The sequence below is a fragment of the Winogradskyella sp. genome (assembly GCF_965656915.1).
In the GTDB taxonomy this organism is placed as follows: Bacteria; Bacteroidota; Bacteroidia; order Flavobacteriales; family Flavobacteriaceae; genus Winogradskyella.
This window is the reverse complement of record NZ_CBFHMI010000018.1, coordinates 18,409-38,978: the sequence shown is the minus strand read 5'-3', so window position 1 is coordinate 38,978 and position 20,570 is coordinate 18,409. Positions and strand designations below refer to the sequence as shown.

24 protein-coding genes are annotated in these 20,570 nt (G+C 33.0%); 15 read left to right on the top strand and 9 right to left on the bottom strand.

The features are described from left to right. From ACTG3Y_RS07000 to ACTG3Y_RS06980, 5 genes are all read left to right on the top strand, one after another. The coding region (locus ACTG3Y_RS07000) for a ribonuclease HII (protein WP_439152208.1) at positions 1-1,995 on the top strand (1,995 nt) is incomplete at its 5' end. An 81-nt stretch (positions 1,996-2,076) separates the two neighbouring features. After that, positions 2,077-2,916, top strand: coding sequence for a hypothetical protein (locus ACTG3Y_RS06995; RefSeq protein WP_439152207.1), 840 nt, complete (start codon positions 2,077-2,079; stop codon positions 2,914-2,916). Further along, complete coding sequence (locus ACTG3Y_RS06990) at positions 2,894-3,640, top strand: OmpA family protein (RefSeq protein ID WP_439152206.1); 747 nt, start codon at positions 2,894-2,896, stop codon at positions 3,638-3,640. Before ACTG3Y_RS06995 ends, ACTG3Y_RS06990 begins: the two co-directional genes overlap by 23 nt. Before the next feature lie 120 nt (positions 3,641-3,760). Next, complete coding sequence (locus tag ACTG3Y_RS06985; protein WP_439152205.1) at positions 3,761-4,810, top strand: nucleoid-associated protein; 1,050 nt, start codon at positions 3,761-3,763, stop codon at positions 4,808-4,810. Positions 4,811-4,941: 131 nt separating this feature from the next. Beyond that, entirely contained in the window at positions 4,942-5,202 is a 261-nt protein-coding gene (locus ACTG3Y_RS06980) for a heavy-metal-associated domain-containing protein (protein ID WP_439152204.1), read from the top strand. Positions 5,203-5,249: 47 nt separating this feature from the next. Here the strand turns inward: ACTG3Y_RS06980 and lipB are convergent, their stop codons facing one another. The 3 genes from lipB to ACTG3Y_RS06965 are packed head-to-tail and all read right to left on the bottom strand — an operon-like array spanning position 5,250 to position 6,968. Continuing rightward, positions 5,250-5,954 (bottom strand): lipoyl(octanoyl) transferase LipB, encoded by a 705-nt coding sequence (gene lipB, locus ACTG3Y_RS06975; RefSeq protein ID WP_439152203.1) that lies wholly within the window; start codon positions 5,952-5,954, stop codon positions 5,250-5,252. 3 nt (positions 5,955-5,957) lie between these two features. Continuing rightward, complete coding sequence (locus tag ACTG3Y_RS06970) at positions 5,958-6,770, bottom strand: hypothetical protein (protein ID WP_439152202.1); 813 nt, start codon at positions 6,768-6,770, stop codon at positions 5,958-5,960. Positions 6,771-6,809: 39 nt separating this feature from the next. Continuing rightward, positions 6,810-6,968 (bottom strand): YqaE/Pmp3 family membrane protein, encoded by a 159-nt coding sequence (locus tag ACTG3Y_RS06965; protein ID WP_439152201.1) that lies wholly within the window; start codon positions 6,966-6,968, stop codon positions 6,810-6,812. Between the two features lie 111 nt (positions 6,969-7,079). Here ACTG3Y_RS06965 and ACTG3Y_RS06960 point away from each other — a divergent pair, with 111 nt between their 5' ends. The 8 genes from ACTG3Y_RS06960 to ACTG3Y_RS06925 all read left to right on the top strand — a co-directional run bounded on the left by ACTG3Y_RS06960 (position 7,080) and on the right by ACTG3Y_RS06925 (position 14,588). Continuing rightward, the gene (locus tag ACTG3Y_RS06960) at positions 7,080-7,556 is read left to right on the top strand and encodes a hypothetical protein (protein WP_439152200.1); all 477 of its coding nucleotides are present in this window, start codon (positions 7,080-7,082) and stop codon (positions 7,554-7,556) included. Next, a complete protein-coding gene (locus ACTG3Y_RS06955) occupies positions 7,546-8,136 on the top strand; it encodes a response regulator transcription factor (protein ID WP_439152212.1) in 591 nt (196 codons plus the stop codon). Before ACTG3Y_RS06960 ends, ACTG3Y_RS06955 begins: the two co-directional genes overlap by 11 nt. 108 nt (positions 8,137-8,244) lie before the next feature. Beyond that, positions 8,245-8,445 (top strand): hypothetical protein, encoded by a 201-nt coding sequence (locus tag ACTG3Y_RS06950; protein WP_439152199.1) that lies wholly within the window; start codon positions 8,245-8,247, stop codon positions 8,443-8,445. A 36-nt stretch (positions 8,446-8,481) separates the two neighbouring features. Further along, on the top strand, positions 8,482-8,544 hold the full coding sequence (locus tag ACTG3Y_RS06945; protein ID WP_439152211.1) for a hypothetical protein: 63 nt from the start codon (positions 8,482-8,484) through the stop codon (positions 8,542-8,544). Between the two features lie 261 nt (positions 8,545-8,805). Next, a complete protein-coding gene (locus ACTG3Y_RS06940; RefSeq protein WP_439152198.1) occupies positions 8,806-9,051 on the top strand; it encodes a tetratricopeptide repeat protein in 246 nt (81 codons plus the stop codon). Positions 9,052-9,108: 57 nt separating this feature from the next. Further along, positions 9,109-10,797, top strand: coding sequence for a lysine--tRNA ligase (gene lysS, locus ACTG3Y_RS06935; RefSeq protein ID WP_439152197.1), 1,689 nt, complete (start codon positions 9,109-9,111; stop codon positions 10,795-10,797). Positions 10,798-11,020: 223 nt separating this feature from the next. Next, entirely contained in the window at positions 11,021-12,001 is a 981-nt protein-coding gene (locus ACTG3Y_RS06930) for a hypothetical protein (protein WP_439152196.1), read from the top strand. Between the two features lie 91 nt (positions 12,002-12,092). Continuing rightward, positions 12,093-14,588, top strand: coding sequence for a zinc-dependent metalloprotease (locus ACTG3Y_RS06925; RefSeq protein ID WP_439152210.1), 2,496 nt, complete (start codon positions 12,093-12,095; stop codon positions 14,586-14,588). Positions 14,589-14,639: 51 nt separating this feature from the next. Here ACTG3Y_RS06925 and ACTG3Y_RS06920 read toward each other — a convergent pair whose 3' ends face one another. From ACTG3Y_RS06920 to ACTG3Y_RS06910, 3 genes are read right to left on the bottom strand one after another with little or no spacing between them, the layout of a single operon-like run. Next, positions 14,640-15,461 carry an alpha/beta hydrolase gene (locus ACTG3Y_RS06920; protein ID WP_439152195.1) on the bottom strand — a complete coding sequence of 274 codons (822 nt, stop codon included), beginning with the start codon at positions 15,459-15,461 and terminating at the stop codon, positions 14,640-14,642. Continuing rightward, on the bottom strand, positions 15,421-16,113 hold the full coding sequence (locus ACTG3Y_RS06915) for an alpha/beta hydrolase (protein WP_439152194.1): 693 nt from the start codon (positions 16,111-16,113) through the stop codon (positions 15,421-15,423). Before ACTG3Y_RS06915 ends, ACTG3Y_RS06920 begins: the two co-directional genes overlap by 41 nt. Continuing rightward, positions 16,079-16,354 carry a hypothetical protein gene (locus tag ACTG3Y_RS06910; RefSeq protein ID WP_439152193.1) on the bottom strand — a complete coding sequence of 92 codons (276 nt, stop codon included), beginning with the start codon at positions 16,352-16,354 and terminating at the stop codon, positions 16,079-16,081. Before ACTG3Y_RS06910 ends, ACTG3Y_RS06915 begins: the two co-directional genes overlap by 35 nt. A gap of 156 nt (positions 16,355-16,510) precedes the next feature. On the opposite strand from ACTG3Y_RS06910, the gene ACTG3Y_RS06905 reads away from it, so the two are divergent. Beyond that, positions 16,511-16,945, top strand: a complete 435-nt coding sequence (locus ACTG3Y_RS06905; protein ID WP_439152192.1) for a hypothetical protein — start codon at positions 16,511-16,513, stop codon at positions 16,943-16,945. Between the two features lie 104 nt (positions 16,946-17,049). Continuing rightward, a complete protein-coding gene (locus ACTG3Y_RS06900; RefSeq protein ID WP_439152191.1) occupies positions 17,050-17,373 on the top strand; it encodes a hypothetical protein in 324 nt (107 codons plus the stop codon). A gap of 37 nt (positions 17,374-17,410) precedes the next feature. Here the strand turns inward: ACTG3Y_RS06900 and hemL are convergent, their stop codons facing one another. From hemL to ACTG3Y_RS06885, 3 genes are read right to left on the bottom strand one after another with little or no spacing between them, the layout of a single operon-like run. After that, positions 17,411-18,697 carry a glutamate-1-semialdehyde 2,1-aminomutase gene (gene hemL / locus ACTG3Y_RS06895; protein ID WP_439152190.1) on the bottom strand — a complete coding sequence of 429 codons (1,287 nt, stop codon included), beginning with the start codon at positions 18,695-18,697 and terminating at the stop codon, positions 17,411-17,413. 2 nt (positions 18,698-18,699) lie between these two features. Next, the gene (locus ACTG3Y_RS06890; RefSeq protein WP_439152189.1) at positions 18,700-19,503 is read right to left on the bottom strand and encodes a glucosaminidase domain-containing protein; all 804 of its coding nucleotides are present in this window, start codon (positions 19,501-19,503) and stop codon (positions 18,700-18,702) included. After that, the gene (locus ACTG3Y_RS06885) at positions 19,500-20,393 is read right to left on the bottom strand and encodes a 1-aminocyclopropane-1-carboxylate deaminase/D-cysteine desulfhydrase (protein ID WP_439152188.1); all 894 of its coding nucleotides are present in this window, start codon (positions 20,391-20,393) and stop codon (positions 19,500-19,502) included. The genes ACTG3Y_RS06890 and ACTG3Y_RS06885 overlap by 4 nt, the downstream gene beginning before the upstream one ends. Positions 20,394-20,570 lie beyond the last annotated feature (177 nt).

The following is a 20,570-nucleotide window of genomic DNA, read 5'->3' as shown; positions in this document are numbered from 1 at the left end:
GAAATTGATAAAATTCAAATAGACTCCACTACCATTTATACCAAGGTTTTGGGAAATGTCTTTGCAGCCTCTCAAAATATTGATGCTTTAAAAAATCTCAATCAACGCAATGAGAACAAAGAACTTTCTCAATTGATTGAAACTATGGATAACGCATCTGTATCTTCAGTAGTTTTTAGGGCTGACCAAAGAAACTACACCAACCTACTTTTAAATAGTATTGAAAGTAAAAACTATATTGTTTTAGATATGGAAAGTACTGAGAATAGCCTAAGCTATACTGGCATTCTTAACAGTAATGATTCTTTAAATAGCGCAATAGACTGTTTTAAAAATAGAATACCACAAAAAATAAAAGCAGTGAATATCGCTCCTTCTAGCATTCAATCTTTAAAAAGTATTACTTATGATGATTATGCCGCATTTAATAAAAACAGAAATGAACTTTTCCCTTCATATTCAGATAGTATTCCTAATTTTTTGAATTTTACTAGCGAAGTAGCCATTATAGATGATGCCATCATATTGTATTCGTTAGACTCAAACATTATATTAGAGTCCATTGAAGAGAAAGAAATCACTGAGACTTTTAGAGATATTGATATTTATAAATATAATAGACCTGATTTTTTTCAAACACGACTAATGCCTTTACTAAACTATGATAATGCTGATTATTTTTGCAACTTTAAGAACTTTATTTTGTTTTCCCACTCCACAGAAGTATTAAAATCAATAGTTACAGACGCCCTTAACAATAAAACACTAGCAAACACAGATGCATTTATTGACCTCAATGATAAACTAAGCGACGAAGCATCTTTATTTGTTTACAAAAATGCTGAAAGTTTAAAAGAAATATTTGGTGATGTGGCAAAAGGATATAACGCAAATGCAGTGCAGTTGATCTATGAAGATAACTATGCGCATGTTAACGGTGTTATTCAAAAGTTTAAAAAACGTAGACAGACTAATTCTGTTTCAGAAGCATTTTTAACCAAACTAGATACAAAAATAATTTCGGCGCCTCAAACTGTAAAAAATCATGTTACAAAAGCCCATGATATTGTAGTTCAAGATGTAAACAATAATCTCTATTTAATTTCCAGTTCTGGTAAAGTTCTTTGGAAAAAGAAATTACAAGATCAAATACTTGGAAAAGTAGAACAAATAGATATGTATAAAAATGGAAGACTACAACTAGCATTTGCGACTTCTAAACGGGTTTATGTATTAGATAGAAACGGAAATGATGTTTCTCCCTTCCCATTAAAATTCAACGATGATATAACACAACCATTATCTGTTTTCGATTACGATAATAGGAAAAACTACAGATTGCTAGTTACTCAAGGAAAAAACCTTCTAATGTATGACGCCAAAGGCAAACCCGTAACTGGTTTTAAATATAAATCCAATAACGCAGAGGTTAAAACACAACCAAAACACTTTAGAGTTTCTAGCAAAGATTATATTGTTTTTGGTGCTGGTAATACCTTAAAAATCATAAACCGACAAGGTGCTGATAGAATTAATGTCAATTCTAAAATTCGTTTTTCTGGTAATGACATTTATCTGTATAAGAATACATTTACGACTACAAATTCAATTGGCGAATTAATCCAAGTAGACACAAAGGGAAGACTTAACAGAAAAAGCTTAAATCTCACGGAGCAACACAAAATTGAAGCAACAAGTAAAACTCTTGTAAGTATAATGGATAATAAATTAACCATTAAAAGCAGAGTTATAGATTTAGATTTCGGCGACTATACAGCACCAAAAATATTTTATCTCAATGATAAAATCTATGTAACTACAACAGATTTACAATCTAAAAAGGTGTACTTATTTGACAGCCAAGCCAAAGCTATTCCAAATTTTCCAGTATTTGGCACCTCTTCATCGGAGCTTCAGGAATTAGATAAAAACAAAGGTTTGGAGTTAATTACACAGAGTGATGATAAAACCATTATTATTTACAAAATCAATTAAGTTATTAACCTTTTATTCAATTCATTTTTTAGTATCAATAGTTATTATTACATTTAGACAGCTATTAATCAATTACTTAAAATGACAAAGTCTTCACACTTAAAAGATTTTTTATTTCCTATTTGCATACTTTTTCTGCTATCACCTGTATTAAATGCACAAACAAAAAGGATAAAAAGACCTAAAAGCAAAGTTGGTGTTTCTAGTGTTGATAATTTTGTTAGAGAATCCTTCGATTTATATGACAAAGTATACATATACGATGGTTATGCTGCTGCAGGAACACCTCTAAAAGATGAAGATATAGACGTTCTTGAAGAAGCACTCGACGAATTGACATCGCTAAGTGAAAGTGCTCCAGATATTTTAAATGATTTAGATGGAGTTGGTGTGCTTAAACAGGGTAAAGCTACGCTTCAAATTAACAGAGCGAAAAAAGCTTTAACATACAGTATTAAAACCGCAAAAGAATTGCTCTTAGGTCAGCGCGAACGCGATCAAGAAAAAGAGGAAGAAGACGCAGAAACTAGGGAAAAATCTACAGATGAGCGCGATGATGATTCAGATGAAAGTGAATCTAATGATACTGCTTCGTCTCAAGACGAGCCTATAAATGTTTCAAACGGTTTAGAAGTATACAGCAAATATGATTTTGTACCAGGAGACAAGCTTATTTTTTATGATGATTACAAAAATGATTTTATTGGTGATTTTCCAGGAAAATGGAATACTAATGGCTCAGGCGAAGTTGTAACCCTAAATAAAGTTGATGGTCGCTGGTTTGAATTTAAACAAGGCTACAACACGTACGTTATTCCTAATTTACCTAGAGAACTTCCTGAAAATTATACAATTGAATTTGATCTTATTGTATTAGGTATTAGTGAAAATACGTCCAGTGGCGCCAACTTTAGAAATTAGATTAGAAGACAATAACGAGTTTAGAACTGGTAAAGACTTTGCAAGAGTCGAAATCCCTTTTGCCCAATATATACCTTCTACCTTTCGAGTAAGAAACAGAATTGATGGAAAAAATACAATAACCAACAACATTAAAGCAGATATTAGAAAAGCTGTTCTTAACAAACCGCATATTTCAATAGCCGTAAATAAAGAGCGTTTTAGAGTCTGGGTAAATGAAAAAAAATGTGTTGATATTCCTAAAATGATTGGTGCAGACTCACCATTAAAAGCCATTAAATTGCATCTTTCTGGTTTTAAAGAAGAAGGTCAAGAGCGCTTATTTATTTCTAACCTTAAAATTGCAGAAGGCGGAGAAGATCTTAGACGTAAACTTATGAATGAAGGCAAGATATCTACAAATGGTATTTTATTCGATTCTGGTTCTGCAAATATTCAGCCACAATCACTCGGAATAATCCGCCAGATTTCTCAGGTATTAATGCAGGACGCATCTATAAAACTAAATATCATTGGTCATACTGATTCTGATGGCACAGATGAAGTTAATCTTAAGCTTTCAAAAGACAGAGCTAAAGCTGTAAAAAATGTTTTAATTAACATCTACAATATATCCGAAGACCGTTTATCTACAGATGGTAAAGGTGAATCAGAACCAATTGGAGATAATAGCACAACTGACGGCAAAGCACAAAACAGACGTGTAGAATTTGTAAAAATATAACGATAACCAAATCTCAAAGTCCCTGAGTCTGAAAACCCCAAATTTATTTTGGCGTTTTCTTTAGTTTTAAGCCTTACCTTTTGTAGTATTGTACCTTTCTAATCTGAGACAATATCTACCATGATAAAAAGACAAAAAGCCTCTATAAAAAGTTGCATAATACATAAAGTAGGCAACAAGTTTAACGACACAAAAAATGCATTTTCAGACGCTGTGGTTAATTTTGATGAAGTCACATACAATCTCATGTTACCTTATCTTTTAAAGCCATTTGTAAGTGTTGCTGAGAGTTATCGTTTTCATCATCATAGCGATGTAGGATTGAATGAAATAAACACCTACAGCGATCAGCTTTTTAAGGATGAAGCCGACTTTGTAGAAGTTTCTAAACACATCGTTACACATCTTTTTGAACAGAGCAATTCAGCTCAAATAAAAACTGGAGATGTTTTAATTTGTCGTTTTGAAAATGTACAATATGAGGATTATTTTACCGATGCTATCGGCATTTATAAAATTGAAAATAAAACCGAATTTTTTCAGACCTATTTAGAATCCGGCAACTATGATATTTTAGTACAAAAAGGAATTCAGACCAAAAAAGTGGATAAAGGCTGTTTGGTACTAAATACATCTGATATGGAAGGAAAAATAGTATTTAGCGTAGACAATAACACCTATGATACACAGTATTGGATAAAAAGCTTTTTGAATATAAAATACCCTGATGATAGCAACCAACACACCAAGAATTGTATTGAGCTATGTAGAGAGTTTTCTAAGGAGGTTATACAACCAAATTTTGGAGGACAGGAGCAGAGTAATTTCTTGGCTAAAACAGTTGATTTTTTTAAAGAAAACGAAATTGTAAATATCGAAAACTTCAAAGAAGACGTCTTTGATGAAGAAGATCACATTCAACTTTTTGAAGACTACAAAAAAAGCTATGAAATTGAAAATAAAGTTTTAATCAGAAATCAATTTGATGTCTCAGAGCGTGTTTTAAAAAAACAAAAACAAAAGATTAAAACTGAAATAAAATTAGACACTAACATACAGATAAAACTAGACGTAGATACACCAGATGCCTCAGCAGAATATCTAGAACGTGGTTATGATGATGAGAAAAAAATGCATTTTTACAAAGTATTTTTTAATGCTGAATCTTGACTCAGTTTAAAAGGAACGCATTAAAAAAGTCTAGTTAAAATAACTTCTCAAACTGACTAATATCAATTTATATATTCTTTTTGTTGTGTACATTGAATGCACTATAAAAATTAACATGTAAAGCCGTAATTATGAGCCTTATTTCAGAACATATTATTCCTGGACCAAATGGCAGAGTTTTTGGAACTGACGCCAGCAATCAAAGAGAATTAGAGTGCATAAAGAAACGCCTTTTAACTTTAGATGGTATTAAATTGGTAGATATTAATATGGAAATATTTCCTAGAGAAATCACTGTATTTACATCTAAACTTGTAAGCGTAGAAGATGTGGAAAAGAAAGTGCAAACTACCAGTTTTCATGCTATCGCTAAAGACAATATAGAATTATAATCAAATTCTATGTAACATTATAATTGCCTGTAATAACAACAAGCTTATTACAACTCGACAATTGTAGCCTCAAATAGTGCTATAAAGTGTTTTAAGATCTTGGACTTCACCTCAGCTTCATCAACATTTTTAACACCTAACTCATTATTTAAAGAAGTTACTGCTTTCCCTCTAATGCCACATGGAATAATATTATCAAAATAACCTAAATCTGCATTGACGTTTAGCGCAAAACCGTGCATGGTCACCCATCGGCTCGCTCTCACTCCCATAGCACAGATTTTTCGGGCAAATGGTGTACCTACATCTAGCCAGACACCAGTTTCACCAGAACTTCGCTCAGTTTTTAAGCCATACTCTGCGAGTGTTAGGATAATGACTTCTTCTAAAAAACGAAGGTACTTATGTATATCTGTAAAGAAATTATCAAGATCTAGGATAGGATAACCAACAATCTGTCCCGGACCATGATAAGTAATATCACCTCCTCTATTTATTTTATAAAATGTGGCTCCTTTTTTCTTTAATTGTGCCTCACTTAATAACAAATTAGACATATCTCCGCTTTTACCCAATGTGTATACATGCGGATGCTCAACAAAAAGAAAATGATTTTGGGTCTCAAGACCTGCATCCTCCCTTCTATTCTTAATCTTGGTGTCTAAAATGGCTTTAAAAAGCTGTTCCTGATAATCCCAGGTTTCCTTAAAATCCTTTGAGCCTAAATCTTCAAGTTCTACGTATTTATTCAAATCTTAATCTTCTAATACTACATTTAAATTCATTGTTGAAGCATCTTCATTTATAGTGCTCCAAGATACCTTATAGGTCACCGTCATTCCATCTTCAGAAATAACGGCATTATCATTTGACACAGACTTAACTTTTCTTGGAAATTTATAAGTTAGCATATAAAACGAATTCGAAAATAATTCTTCAAATTGCATTTCAATCTCATTTCTAAAGGAATCATCTTCCTCTTCTAGATTGTCTTTTTCTAAATTATCGTCCTTATCAAAGTCTTCTTCACTCTCCATTGGTTTAGGTTGAAACCTTGAAAAGGTGTTATTTTCAAAAGAAAACGTTACTTTATCTGTTTTAGTTAATTCATCCATTTGCTCTTGTGGAGCCTCATCACCTTTGTTACTCATGTTTTTTACGTAATCCATCGCTTCATCGGTCTCATCATAAATAGTTTTAAGCTCATTGAATTCTTTAAAGTTCTTAGACATTTCAAACATAAAATCGCCTTCATCTTCGTCCATTTGCATTTTCAAAGTCATACCTCTTAACTTATCAAATTCTTTACGTTGTTCGTCCGTAAGTGCGGCAATGCTATCCTTATGTGTCTTATAAAAATCATCAAAAACTATAACTGTATCAATCTTTTCGCGCTGTGGCCCTTCTTGAGAAGACGGTCTGTTTTCGTTGGCATATTGCATCATCGGTGCCATATCAAAAGCTGTCCTATATTGTCCACTCATATCGTTGTCAAATATGATTGTTTCTGTGACATTGCAGCTTGTCATTACACAGGCAACAATAAGTAATAAAAATAGTTTTTTCATTTGTGTTTACTAAATTTTATGAAGCACAAAGATACAGATTTATCGGTCAGGATTATTTAGTATTACCAATGCAGCAATAACGCCTGGGACCCAACCACAGAGCCACAATAAAAAGGTAATTATAAAAGAACCACAGCCTTTGTCTAGTACGGCCAAAGGTGGGCAAATAATGGATAGTATAACGCGCCAGATACTCATAATTTCGTTTGATGATTTGATGTACCAAGTAGGACGTTATTTCTTAGAATTTGTTACAATACTTTGGTCTAGAATAATAAAAAGTCAATGAAAATTATGTAGCTTCGTTCTATGCGAAAGGTAATTCTTTTATTCTTTTTATTGTATTCGGCATATAGTCAAGCACAGTATTCATTCTCTGGCTTTATTAATCCTGATGAATGGCAAAATTCTGTATATCTCTCTATTGTGGAAGATTACAGAAAAATGTCTGGTGTTTATTCTGAGCAGATTATTGCTAAAACGACAGCAAATGAAACGGGCTTTTTTGAATTTAGTGGCAATATGCTAGACAATGTAAATAGAATCTATCGGATACATATTGATAAATGCCCAGAATCACAGCAAGGTGTTAATCATTTTAATGGGCATTGCAGCGACAGTGAAGAATTACTTTTTATTGCGAAAAATACGGATACACTTAAACTACCATTCTCCTTTGGAAATCAAATATTCTGCAAAATAGAATCTAGTAATCCTAAGTCTAGCGTTTTTCTAAAAATCGATTCGTTAAAAAATGATATGAGCTTTGCGTACAGTGGAGTTTAGAAGTGATGCCAACAGGAAACTAAACAATAAAAAATGGTTTAAATCACTTCAGGAATATTTTAAGAATACAAAGGAGCCCATTGCCGAATTGTATATTTATTCATTTCTGTCGTATAGAAGTAGTGATCTTCACAACTACTACGTAGATGATTTAAAAAATAACCGCTATTATAATGAACTATTGGCAAGACTAGAGGAGAATTACCCTAGCTCGCCTTACACAGGTCAGTATATTAACGAATTAGAAGCAGATCGCTACATGTTGGAAGCTTCATCTGAAAGAACAAGCCTAAGGTGGGGCTTCTACCTATATTTGATATTGGCTTTATCCTTGACATTAAATGCATTTTTACTTTACAAATCAGTACAATCTAAAAGAATAACTGCTAAAAATATTAAAACTAAATTATCTAATCAAGAACAGGTAGTTCTTGAGCACTTACTGCAAGAAAAAACTAATAAAAATATTACAGAATCACTTTTTTTAAGCGTCAGCACTGTAAAATCGCACACCAATAATATTTACAAAAAACTAAACGTAAAATCTAGAGTCGGATCTAAATCTTTGTTTAACAAATAGTTAAAAATTCAACCTTGGTACTAGTACCAATTTCCAACCATCATTTCAGTCTTTTTCCAGTTCAAATTTTGATGTTTGTTCCATCATTAATCATAAAAACTATCAATTATGAAACGAACAGTAAACACATTTCTATTAGTGGCTTTTGTGCTCAGCCTATTTAATGCAGCACCAACCGAATTTGATAAATACGAAAACAAAATTGCAGTAATCACTTTTAAAACAGAGGTTATAGACTATGGAACAATTCGTCAAAACTCCGACGGTAAACGATTTTTTACGTTTGTCAATGAAGGTGATGCACCTTGAATAATTACCGATGTAAAAACAACTTGTGGCTGTACAGTGCCAAGCTATTCAAAGATGCCTATTTTACCTAGTGCTTCTGGCGAATTACAAATAAAATAAAATACAAAACGATTAGGCACTTTTACAAAAACAATAACTGTAATATCTAATGCTAAACATGGTAAAGAAATTAATAGTATCATAGAGCATCCTGTAGAGTCATTTGAAGAAGATATTCAGAATATCATAACCGTCAACACGTATCGAACAAACTATGAGATTGTATCAAAAATTGATGCAATTCTGGAGAAAAAAGGAATCAAAGGACTCAAAAAAAAATCTAAAACTCTCATTAGAAACTTCAAAAACAAAGTCACAAGTATGTTTGAGCTAAATACTTATGGTCGTATTTTATACGGAACTGAACGTGAAGAAGAAGCCATTGCTGTGTTTAGATTAAACACACAACTCTTTCCAGATGAACCTAAAACTTATATGAGTTTAGCGAATACTCTAGACATTAGTGGCGATAAAGATAGCGCTCTAAAAGTATTAAAAGACGCCATTAAATTACATCCAGATAACACCCATTTAAAAGAAAATCTTGAGGTAATAAAATCAAATTAAAAAGGTATTCGCTAATTTTTTGAAATAGTGTAATTTTGCATTTCTAAAATAATGAGAATGCAACTTTCAGAACAAGAATTAATACGACGCGAAAAGCTAAACAAACTGCGTGCTTTAGGGATAAACCCTTATCCTGCAGATTTATTTCCAGTAGACCATACGTCTAAACAGATAAAATCTGATTATGAGGAAGGTAAACAGGTAGTTATTGCAGGTCGTTTAATGGCTATTAATGTGCAAGGCAAAGCTTCTTTTGCGCAACTACAAGATAGTGAAGGACGTATTCAGGTTTATTTCAACAGAGATGAAATTTGCTCTGGTGAAGACAAATCGCTTTATAATGACGTTTTTAAAAAGCTTATTGACTTAGGAGATTTTATTGGTATTGAAGGTGAATTATTCACTACTAAAGTTGGAGAAAAAACCGTAATGGTAAAAGGTTTTAAACTGTTAAGCAAAGCATTAAAACCTTTACCAATTCCAAAGCAAAAAGATGGTAAAACATATGATGCTTTTACAGATCCTGAGCAACGCTACAGGCAGCGTTACGCAGATTTAGCTGTAAATCCACATGTTAAAGAGGTCTTTGTAAAACGAACAAAACTCTTTAATGCCATGCGTGAGTTTTTTAATGATGCTGGCTACTTTGAAGTAGAGACTCCTATTTTACAGCCAATACCTGGTGGTGCTGCTGCACGTCCGTTTGTAACGCATCATAATAGCTTGGACATTCCATTATATATGAGAATTGCCAATGAGTTATATCTCAAAAGATTAATTGTTGGTGGTTTTGAAGGTGTTTATGAGTTCTCTAAAAACTTCCGTAATGAAGGTATGGATAGGACACATAATCCTGAATTTACAGCTATGGAAATCTATGTAGCCTACAAAGATTACAACTGGATGATGGATTTCTGCGAACAGCTTTTAGAATATTGCGCTATTGCGGTAAACGGAACTACAGAAGCCACGTTTGGAGAACATAATGTAGATTTTAAAGCACCTTACAAACGTATCACCATGCGTGATTCTATTTTAGAATTCACAGGCTTTGATATATACAATAAAACAGAAGATGAAATAAGAGTTGCTGCCAAAGACATGGGAATAGAAATTGATGATACCATGGGTAAAGGCAAGCTTATTGATGAAATATTTGGCGAAAAATGTGAAGGCAATTACATTCAGCCAACATTCATTACAGACTATCCTAAAGAGATGAGTCCGCTTTGTAAAGAACATAGAGAAAATCCTGAATTGACAGAACGCTTTGAGCTTATGGTTTGTGGTAAGGAAATAGCTAATGCTTATTCAGAATTAAATGACCCTATAGATCAACGCGAGCGCTTTGAGCACCAATTAAAACTCGCTAAAAAAGGTGATGATGAAGCTACTGAGTTTATCGATCACGATTTTTTACGTGCATTAGAATACGGAATGCCGCCTACATCTGGTATGGGAATTGGTATGGATCGTTTGGTAATGTTCTTAACTAATAATCAAAGTATACAAGAAGTATTGTTCTTTCCACAAATGCGACCAGAAAAGAAACAAGTGGCTTTGAGTGATAATGAAAAAGCTATTTTCGAAATTCTCAAATCAGAGAAGCGTATGGAATTAATTTCTCTAAAATCACAATCTGGGTTGAGTAACAAAGGTTGGGATAAAGGAATTAAAGGTCTCGGCAAGCATGGTTTAACCAAAGTAGAAAAAACTGAAGAAGGTTTATTTGTTGAGATGATTTAAATAAATTACACGTATCTAATTTTAAAAAGTATATCTAAAACAGATATGCTTTTTTTGTGAAAATTATTTAGAATTATTCCAAAGTAAAGGAAAAAACTATTTTCTTTAAAAGAATAACACCGTACGTCAAATAAATCATACTTACTATCGAAAAAAAAAATTGTTTTTAACACTTTTTTAGTATTTTCACGAGCACTATTAATCAGGAACTTAGTCTCAAATAATGAAAAAGCTATTTATATTCTTCGTCTTATCCTCTTTTGTCTTTTCATGTGAGAATGACGATTCAATAACTCCAGTAGAAGATCCGCAGGTTATTGCTGAGTTTAGAACTAATTTATCAGAATTAAACTTATATGCTGGAAACATCAGTGATTTAGTGCTATCAACTCGTGCATTTCCTTATGAATTAAATACGCCTTTATTTACGGATTATGCGCACAAACAAAGATCGATAGCCTTACCACCAAATACAAGTATGGAGTTTGATGGTGATGGTTTTCCAATCTTTCCAAATAATACAGTGATCGCCAAAACGTTTTATTACAATGTTGATGAACGTGATTTGTCATTGGGACGACAAATTATTGAAACACGTGTACTGATTAAAATTAATGGAGATTGGGAAAGTGGTGATTATAAGTGGAACGAAGACCAGACTGATGCTGTTTTAGAGCCTAATGGAAGCACACTACCAATTACTTGGATTGATGCTAATGGTGTGTCAAACTCTACGACGTATGCAATACCTTCGAGTAGTCAATGTTTTGATTGTCACAACACCTATGGTAACACTACTCCGATTGGACCTAAGTTAAGAACTATGAATTTTGAAGTTAATGGAGTTAATCAACTTCAGAAATTCCTGGATAATAATCAATTAAGAGGTCTTTCTGATGTTTCTTCGATAGGAAAAATAGTTGACTGGAATGACACTTCAGAATCTCTTGAAGATAGAGCAAGATCGTATTTTGATATTAACTGTGCCCACTGCCACATACCAGGTGGATTTTGTGAAACACAATCCACTTTAAATCTAGCTTATGAAACGTCATTAGAAGATTCTAATATCCAAGTGCGTAAAAACAGCATACTTTTTAGAGTTGGAAGTTACAATCCAGGAGTAAGCATGCCATTTATAGGTACTACGATGCTTCATGATGAAGGCGTACAACTTATTCAAGATTATCTGGACACCCTATAACAATCACGTTAAAGAAATACTAAAGTCGGTTTAGTGTTAAGTAAATTCCTATGGGAATGTGTATTTTCATGGAAATTCTTTAAAACTGACAATAGTGAAAAACCTAACAATCAAACTACTTTTTTTTGTTTCCGCATTTTTAGCATTTTCTTGTTCTACAGCCAAGAAAGCTAGTAAATCAAAAAAAACTGATGCCACAGCGATGGCAAAACCAGCAGCCAAAAAACCTGGTAAAAACGATCCAAAACCTTATAACAAAGTCATTACCAAAGACGCTAAAACTGACGAAGGTCTTTTTGCCGTTCACAAAGTTGATGATAAGTATTTCTACGAAATTCCTGATTCACTCTTTGAACGTGAAATGTTAATGGTAACGCGTATTTCTAAAACCGCAGCTGGTCTAGGTTTTGGGGGTGGAAAACTTAGTGAACAAGTGCTCCGTTGGCAGAAGAAGGATAAAAAAGTTTTGTTACGAATGGTATCTCACCAAGTCGTTGCGGCGGATTCGTTACCAGTTCATGAAGCCGTTGTTAATTCTAACTTCGAACCTGTCATTGCAACATTTCCAATACAAGCATTTAGCAAAGATTCGTCAAATATCGTAATTGATGTTACAAATTTATTCTCTAAAGATGTAAAACCTCTAGGATTTCCTCAACGAAGAAGGCAACAATACAGAATTACGCGTTTAGATGGTCAGCTATCTTATATTGAAACGATTAAATCATATCCTACGAATATAGAATCGCGCACAGTTAAAACTTATTCAGCAGGTCAACCGCCATCGAATTCTAATACTGGCGCAATCACTTTAGAGATAAATAACTCAATGATTTTATTACCTAAAGTACCTATGCAACGTCGTATGTTTGATCAACGTGTTGGTTGGTTTACAAGCGGCACCACAGATTATGGTTTAGCGGCTCAAGAAAGTAAAAGAGTTACGTATTTAGATCGCTGGAGATTAGAAGTAAGAGATGAAGATATTGAAAAGTTTAAAAGAGGTGAGCTTGTAGTTCCAAAAAAACAAATTGTATACTACATAGATAGAGCTACACCAGATCAATGGAAAAAATATATCAAGCAAGGTATAGAAGATTGGCAAGTGGCCTTTGAAGCCGCAGGATTTAAAGAAGCTATTATAGCTAAAGATCCTCCAACACCAGAAGAAGACCCTGATTGGTCTCCTGAGGATGCTCGTTATTCAGTAGTGCGTTATTTAGCGTCTCCAATACCAAATGCTAATGGACCACATGTTAGTGACCCACGTTCAGGTGAAATTTTAGAAAGTGATATCAACTGGTACCATAACGTAATGACATTACTACGTAACTGGTTCTTTGTTCAAACAGCGGCTATTAATCCTGATGCTCGCGGTGTTGCTTTTAAGGATGAAGTTATGGGTCGTTTAATCCGATTTGTGTCTGCCCACGAAGTAGGTCACACACTAGGATTACCTCACAATATGGGAAGCAGTGTAGCTTATCCTGTAGAGAAATTAAGAGATCCTGAATTCACAAAGAAATTTGGTACTGCCCCATCAATAATGGATTATGCACGTTTCAATTACGTGGCTCAGCCTGGTGATGAAGGCGTTGCTTTAATGCCAAATATAGGAATCTATGATAAGTATGCTATTAATTGGGGTTACAGACCAATTCTAGATGCAGAAACTGCACAAGATGAGAAGAAAACTCTTGATAGTTGGATCTTAGAACACGCTGGAGACCCAATGTATAGATTTGGAAGACAACAATTTGGTGTTGTAGACCCAAGTTCTCAAACTGAAGACTTAGGAGATGATGCCGTATTAGCTAGTGAGTATGGTATTAAAAACTTACAGCGTATTGTTCCAAACTTAATAGAATGGACCGCAGAAGACGGAAAGAACTATGACGACTTAGAAACTATGTATGGTCAAGTACTTGGACAGTTTAATAGATATATGGGCCATGTTGCTTCTAATATTGGTGGTGTTTATGAACATTACAAAACCTACGACCAAGAAGGAGCAGTATATACGCATGTACCGAAAGATCATCAGAAAAAAGCAATGAAATTTATTCAGGATCAATTATTTACCACTCCAGATTGGATGTTAGATGAAAATATCTTTAATAAAATTGAAAGCGCAGGTAGTATTGAGCGTGTTAGAGGTATACAAACTAGAACACTTAATAACATGCTAGACTTCGGTAGAATGGCTCGTATGCTAGAAAATGAAACTCTAAATGGTAATGATGCATATGGTATGTATGAAATGATGCGCGATTTACGTCGTGGTCTGTTTACCGAATTACGTACAGGTAGAAAAATAGATATTTACAGACGTAATTTACAGCGTGCATACATTGAGCGCATGGAGTATATAATGACTGAAGAACAAAATATTCCGGCAGCGTTTAGACGTTTCTTTGGTGGAACATCTGTAGATGTTAGTCAATCTGACATTAGAGCTGTTGTTCGAGCAGAGTTAAAAGCATTACGCTCTCAATTAAGAAATGCGCGTGGTGGAGATGCAATGAGCAGAATCCATATTGCTGATGCAATAGAACGCGTAAATAATATTTTAGATCCTAAAGATTAATTTATAGAATAGTAGTATTAAAAAAGGCTTCAATAGTAATTGAAGCCTTTTTTATTTTAATACTTTACCAATAGCATTCTGATAATCTTTGAACTCAGATAGATTGTTATGCTCTCCGTTGTCAATCGTTACAAACTCTAAATTATCTAAATTTAATTCAGAAAGTTTTACACTTGAAGAATAAGGCACAACACTATCCTTGGTTCCATGAAGTATCGTAATTGGACAATTAACCATAGGAAGATACTCGTAATTAGGAAATTGATACTTTAATACTTGTTTCACAGGAAAAATTGGAAATCGTTTCTTGGCCACATCCACAATACTGTAATATGGCGTTTCCAAGATTAATTGTAATGGATTATTATTTACAGCTAAATAAGAAGCCAATCCGGTTCCGAGAGATCTCCCATATAAGGTGATTTGATTTTCAGAATATTGATTCAAGAGGTAATTATAACAATATTGAGCATCATTGTAAAGTGCAATTTCACCTATTTCGTCCGTACTTTTACCATATGTCCTGTAATCCATTACAAAAACATCGTACTTTAAATCCACAAATTTTTCAGTTATTTTTCCCCATTGACTTAAATCACCAGCATTCCCATTAAAATATAGAATAACTCCAATAGGATTTTCTGCCTTAAAATGTAACGCATTAATTACAACATCATCCTCAGTTACTAGAAATAATTCCTCAAAATCATGGTCAAACTCATATACAAAGTCTTGCTCTAGACTTGTTGGTAAGAATAATAATTTTTCCTGAAATAAATACAGTGCAGAACCTATCATAGTGTATAAAACTAAAAGTACAATAACATACTTTTTAAGCTTTCTTTTTTGAATTTTTTGAAGTATGAATGCCATTGATACTGGTAATTTCTAGGTCTATGGTTTTTGGCTCACTATTTAATATATCATCTAGCATCTTATGATAAGACTCAAAATTATTTAAGTTTTTGTGCCCACCTCCTATCATTGTATATAGCTTAGTAAGTTTAGGTTTAATCTGTGCTAATTTAACACTAGACTTATAAGGAATTAACTTATCATGTGTTCTATGGATAATATGGATAGGACATTGAACATATTTTAGCCATTTATATGTTGGTAATGGATATTTCATTAGCAACGATAATGGCATAAATGGCGCATACCTTGCCGTAACCTTCGTTAAGCTATAATATGGCGCATCTAATATTAGCATTTTAGGATTATTCATGGACGCTAATTTTGTAGCAAAACCAGAACCGTGAGATCTACCATACAAAATTATGCGCTCTTCAGAAGTGAGCTCTTTTATTTTGTTATAGACCAACTGCAAATCACGGTTTATTGCTTTTTGAGATCGCTTTCCAGTACTTTTACCAAAACCGCGATAATCTACAATTAAAACATTATAACCATGCCTTGTAAAATCTACAGCAAATTTGCCCCAACCTTTAATACTTTTTGAATTTCCTTTTAAATACAAAAACACGCCTTTACTTTCTCCTTTTAGGAAAGAAACGCAAGCCATTTATTTCTGCACCGTCTCTTGTTTCTAAATTATACTCTTTAGTTTTCTGGTTTTCATAATCAAATCGAAAATCATTTGACAGCTTTTCTGGTTTAAATAGCACATAATCCTGTAAATAATATAGCGCAATACTAATAACAATATAGATTACTAATATTAAAATTAAGGTACTTACCCAATACGGCATATTAAAATTAAAATTGTTTCCACAAGATATTAAAATTGATCTTTCTGTATCCATTAATAGCCATTTACAATTCCAAACATCGAAAATATCTGCATCACAGCGCATTACAGAGCAAAAACTTACTATTTGTTTGTTACTCTCTTTAAAAAAATATTACATTTAGATCATATAATAATTATGTCGTACAGACATATATTAAACAATATAAAAATGAAAAAATTAGTTCTTATAATGATTGCCTTATTTACCTTAAATGGTATAGCACAGGAGAAACAAACGGTTACTGGTGAAAAAGTAGCTCAAAAAAAAGAGGTAAAGTCTCCTGAGGATATTGCTGCAAGGGAAACAAAAAAAATGACCAAAATGTTGAATTTATCTTCAGTACAGCAAACACAGGTATATGAAGTCTTGTTAGAAAAATCAAAAGTAAATCAAGAAACTAGATCTGAACGTATGAAAATGAAACAGTCTGGTAAAAAAGTATCTAAAGAAGATTACAAAAAAATTAAAATGAAGGTTTTAGATCAGCAAAAAGAGACCACAGAAAAAATGAAAGAAATTCTTACTGAAAAGCAGTTCTTAAAGTATGAAAAAATGTATGGTAAGAAGCCTAAAGTAAAATCTAATCAATTAAAAAAAGGATAATTTTAATAAATATAAAAGAATTAAAAGCATTACCTCGTAATGCTTTTTTTACATAATTAAAAAAAATGTTACTTTAGTAACCAAATTAACTAAATAATCTATTGATGAAAAAAATAATTACACTTTGTCTATTTGCTTTTGTAATGATTCTTGGTACGGAGTCTGTGATGGGACAATCTAAAATAGAAGTAAATGCAGAGGCTTCTGAAAAGACTGAAGCGTTAAGAAAATATGTAAAATTTGATAATGATCAACGTGATCTAGTTTATGAAGCTCTGAAAGAGTATGTGCAAGCCAACGTTAATTTAAAAAAGGTTACTGAGAATAAAACTGAAGTAAAAGCCAAAATAGAAAAACAGTTCGATGATAAAATAAGAAGTATTTTAACTCAAGAACAATATGAACGGTATTTAACTTTTGAGCAATAAATAAAAAAGGCCTCACATTCTGTGAGGCCTTTTTTATTTATAAATCTTTCACAATTTCATCAACTGCTGAAATAGTCTCGTTTAAATCTTGATATGTTAGGGCATCAGTAATAAACCAAGACTCAAAAGCACTAGGTGCTATGTAAATCCCTTTCTTTAACATACCATGAAAAAACGCTCTAAACGTCTCATTATTTCCTTTCGCTGCAGTTTCAAAATCAACAACGTCATCTTCTATAAAATGAACAGAAATCATTGAGCCGATTCTGTTTATGGTGTGAGTCACATTATTACGCTTTAATGCTTCAGAAATTCCATTATGTAGATACTTAGTTTTTTCTTCTAACCGATTCATCAAGCCTTTATCATTTTTAATTGCCTTAAGCATCGCCAAACCCGCAGCCATTGCTAGTGGATTACCGCTCAAAGTTCCTGCCTGATATACTGGCCCTACAGGTGCCAAATAATTCATTATTTCATCTCTGGCGGCAAATGCACCAACTGGTAAACCTCCACCAACTACTTTGCCAAAACAAACCACATCTGCATTAACGTTCTTCAACTCTTGTACTCCTCCTTTGGCAAGCCTAAATCCTGTCATGACTTCATCAAAAATCAATAAGATATTATTGCTGTCGCATAAGCTCCTAAGTCCTTCTAAAAATCCTGGTTGTGGTGGTATACAACCCATGTTTCCCGCTACAGGTTCAACAATTATTGCCCCAATTTCATCTTTATTACATTCTATAAGTAACTTTACACTATCTAAATCATTGTATTTGGCCAATAACGTGTCTTTCGCAGTACCTTCAGTGACGCCTGGACTATTAGGTGTTCCAAAAGTAACAGCACCACTACCTGCAGCTATTAAAAATGAATCACTATGACCATGATAACAACCAGCAAATTTTATAATCTTATCTTTTTTGGAGAATCCTCTCGCTAATCGAATTGCACTCATACAGGCTTCTGTACCAGAATTAACAAATCTAATTTTATCAATATTTGGCACCATAGAAACAGCCAATTCAGCTATTTCAGTCTCTAGTGCTGTAGGCATACCAAAGGAAGTTCCTGCTTTGGTCTTTTCAATTACCGCGTCTACTACAGGTGGAAATGCATGACCTAACAACATTGGTCCCCAAGAGTTTATATAATCTATAAATCGATTACCATCTTCATCATATACATATGCGCCTTTAGCAGATTTTGCAAATATTGGAGTGCCTCCTACAGCATTAAAAGCACGTACTGGTGAGTTAACACCTCCAGGAATCACTTCTTTTGCAGCCTTAAATAAAGCGCTACTTCTTTGATATAACATATCTAATTATTTGCTATTATTAATTCTTGACCTATATGTAGGTCGTTAGAATTTAAATTATTTTTCACTTTTATGGCGTCTACTGTAGTATTATACTTTTTTGATAGCGAATAAAGCGTATCACCTTTAACTACAACATGTGTAATAATATCTACAATGTTGTTTTTATTAACAGTTTTTCCTAAAACCAAATTATCATATTTGTATAATTGGTAGCGTTCGATAAGACTAATTAATTTAGCAGGATATTTACGGTCTGTGGCATAACCAGCTGCTTTTAGACCTTTTGCCCAACCTTTATAATCATTTGGTTTTAGCTCAAAAAGTTTTGAATAACGTTTTCTTGTGGTTAAAAACTCTGAATGGTCCTCATAAGAGGACTTTGCATAATTATACTTTCTAAAACATTCTTGTGAACGATCATCATCATGATAAATTTTCTTTCCTTTCCAACCATGACACTTTATTCCAAAATGATTATTTGCCTCAACTGCTAATCTTCCTCTTCCTGAAGCTGATTCTAATATTCCTTGTGCTAATGTAATACTCGCTGGAATTTTTGATCTTCGCATTTCTACCATAGCAATATCAGCATATATCTTTATATAAGTCTCGGTATTGGATGGAGCCTTTGTTGTATTCTTAATTTCCTTACCCGAAGAAGTTTTATCAATTTCTTTAGTCTCTTTTGAGATTTCGCTTTTATTTTTATCTGACTTCTTTTTAGTTACAATACCCTTCTTTGGCCCGCAACTTGCTACCATAAAAATCATCAAAACTATAATGTATCTCAACTGTATTCTCATATTATAATTTGTGGCATATTTTTTTGACTCAAAAGTTGGTTCATTCCAGCTATACCTTGCAATCCACCTGTATGAATAACTAATATTCTAGAATCTTTTGCAAAGTATCTTTTATCAATTAAATCAAAAATACCGAATAGCATTTTCCCAGTATAAATAGGGTCTAGTGGAATACTATATTTCCTTTTAAACTGATTAATAAACGTAACTAATTCAGTGTTTATTTTGGCATATCCACCAAAATGGTAATCGGTAATTAATTTCCAATTATTTTGTTTTGCAAATTTACGAATATCTTCCATTAAAAAATCACCTTTTAAGGCTGGAAAACCCAAAATATTTTGATGGTTATCAGAGGCATTAATGATACCAGAAATAGTACCACCTGTTCCTACTGCCACACAGATAAAGTCGTATTTTGAATCTTCTGGTTTTAAAATCTCCTCACAGCCTTTAACAGCAAAATCGTTAGTGCCGCCTTCTGGTATTAAATAGAAATCACCAAAATCCGATTCTAAAGAACTAATAAATGCTTCATTTGTTTTATTTTTATAAGTTGCTCTATCTATAAAAACCAACTTCATTCCGCAGCTTTCAGCAAAGGATAAAGTTGGGTTAGAATCGATCCGCTTATCTAACTCTTCCCCTCTAATCATTCCGATTGTTTTCAGACCATTTATTTGACCAGAAAAAGCGGTTGCAGCGATGTGATTTGAATAGGCTCCTCCGAAGGTTAAAATCGTTCCTTTTCGCAGCTTTTTCGCTTCCAAAATATTGTACTTTAGTTTGCGGTATTTGTTGCCCGAAACATGCTTATGAATTAAATCTTCTCGACGTATAACTAACTCAAAATCAGAATACTTAATGCGTTCGTCTATTATATTTAACATTTAGTCGATATTATACTGGTAATTAGGTCTAAAATGGAGAATATGATTATATTAAAATTTTCGCAGTTTCTTAAAGATTTTTTTATCTTTACTTTACTGTGATTTATTTTCGAATAAATTTTTGATCCCCTAGTCAAAAAATCTACCTAAAAGTTCATGAGTAATCATCTACTTAAC

Excerpts from the sequence above, each read along its gene's own strand:
- hemL (WP_439152190.1), bottom strand. The coding sequence starts at position 18,697 with ATGTTATATCAAAGAAGTAGCGCTTTATTTAAGGCTGCAAAAGAAGTG.
- ACTG3Y_RS06920 (WP_439152195.1), bottom strand. The coding sequence starts at position 15,461 with ATGGCATTCATACTTCAAAAAATTCAAAAAAGAAAGCTTAAAAAGTAT.
- ACTG3Y_RS06930 (WP_439152196.1), top strand. The coding sequence starts at position 11,021 with ATGAAAAAGCTATTTATATTCTTCGTCTTATCCTCTTTTGTCTTTTCA.
- ACTG3Y_RS06885 (WP_439152188.1), bottom strand. The coding sequence starts at position 20,393 with ATGTTAAATATAATAGACGAACGCATTAAGTATTCTGATTTTGAGTTA.
- ACTG3Y_RS06900 (WP_439152191.1), top strand. The coding sequence starts at position 17,050 with ATGAAAAAAATAATTACACTTTGTCTATTTGCTTTTGTAATGATTCTT.
- ACTG3Y_RS06965 (WP_439152201.1), bottom strand. The coding sequence starts at position 6,968 with ATGAGTATCTGGCGCGTTATACTATCCATTATTTGCCCACCTTTGGCC.
- ACTG3Y_RS06970 (WP_439152202.1), bottom strand. The coding sequence starts at position 6,770 with ATGAAAAAACTATTTTTATTACTTATTGTTGCCTGTGTAATGACAAGC.
- ACTG3Y_RS06980 (WP_439152204.1), top strand. The coding sequence starts at position 4,942 with ATGAGCCTTATTTCAGAACATATTATTCCTGGACCAAATGGCAGAGTT.
- ACTG3Y_RS06995 (WP_439152207.1), top strand. The coding sequence starts at position 2,077 with ATGACAAAGTCTTCACACTTAAAAGATTTTTTATTTCCTATTTGCATA.
- ACTG3Y_RS06910 (WP_439152193.1), bottom strand. The coding sequence starts at position 16,354 with ATGGATACAGAAAGATCAATTTTAATATCTTGTGGAAACAATTTTAAT.
- lysS (WP_439152197.1), top strand. The coding sequence starts at position 9,109 with ATGCAACTTTCAGAACAAGAATTAATACGACGCGAAAAGCTAAACAAA.
- ACTG3Y_RS06960 (WP_439152200.1), top strand. The coding sequence starts at position 7,080 with ATGCGAAAGGTAATTCTTTTATTCTTTTTATTGTATTCGGCATATAGT.
- ACTG3Y_RS06940 (WP_439152198.1), top strand. The coding sequence starts at position 8,806 with ATGTTTGAGCTAAATACTTATGGTCGTATTTTATACGGAACTGAACGT.
- ACTG3Y_RS06985 (WP_439152205.1), top strand. The coding sequence starts at position 3,761 with ATGATAAAAAGACAAAAAGCCTCTATAAAAAGTTGCATAATACATAAA.
- ACTG3Y_RS06905 (WP_439152192.1), top strand. The coding sequence starts at position 16,511 with ATGAAAAAATTAGTTCTTATAATGATTGCCTTATTTACCTTAAATGGT.
- ACTG3Y_RS06890 (WP_439152189.1), bottom strand. The coding sequence starts at position 19,503 with ATGAGAATACAGTTGAGATACATTATAGTTTTGATGATTTTTATGGTA.
- ACTG3Y_RS06915 (WP_439152194.1), bottom strand. The coding sequence starts at position 16,113 with ATGGCTTGCGTTTCTTTCCTAAAAGGAGAAAGTAAAGGCGTGTTTTTG.
- ACTG3Y_RS06950 (WP_439152199.1), top strand. The coding sequence starts at position 8,245 with ATGAAACGAACAGTAAACACATTTCTATTAGTGGCTTTTGTGCTCAGC.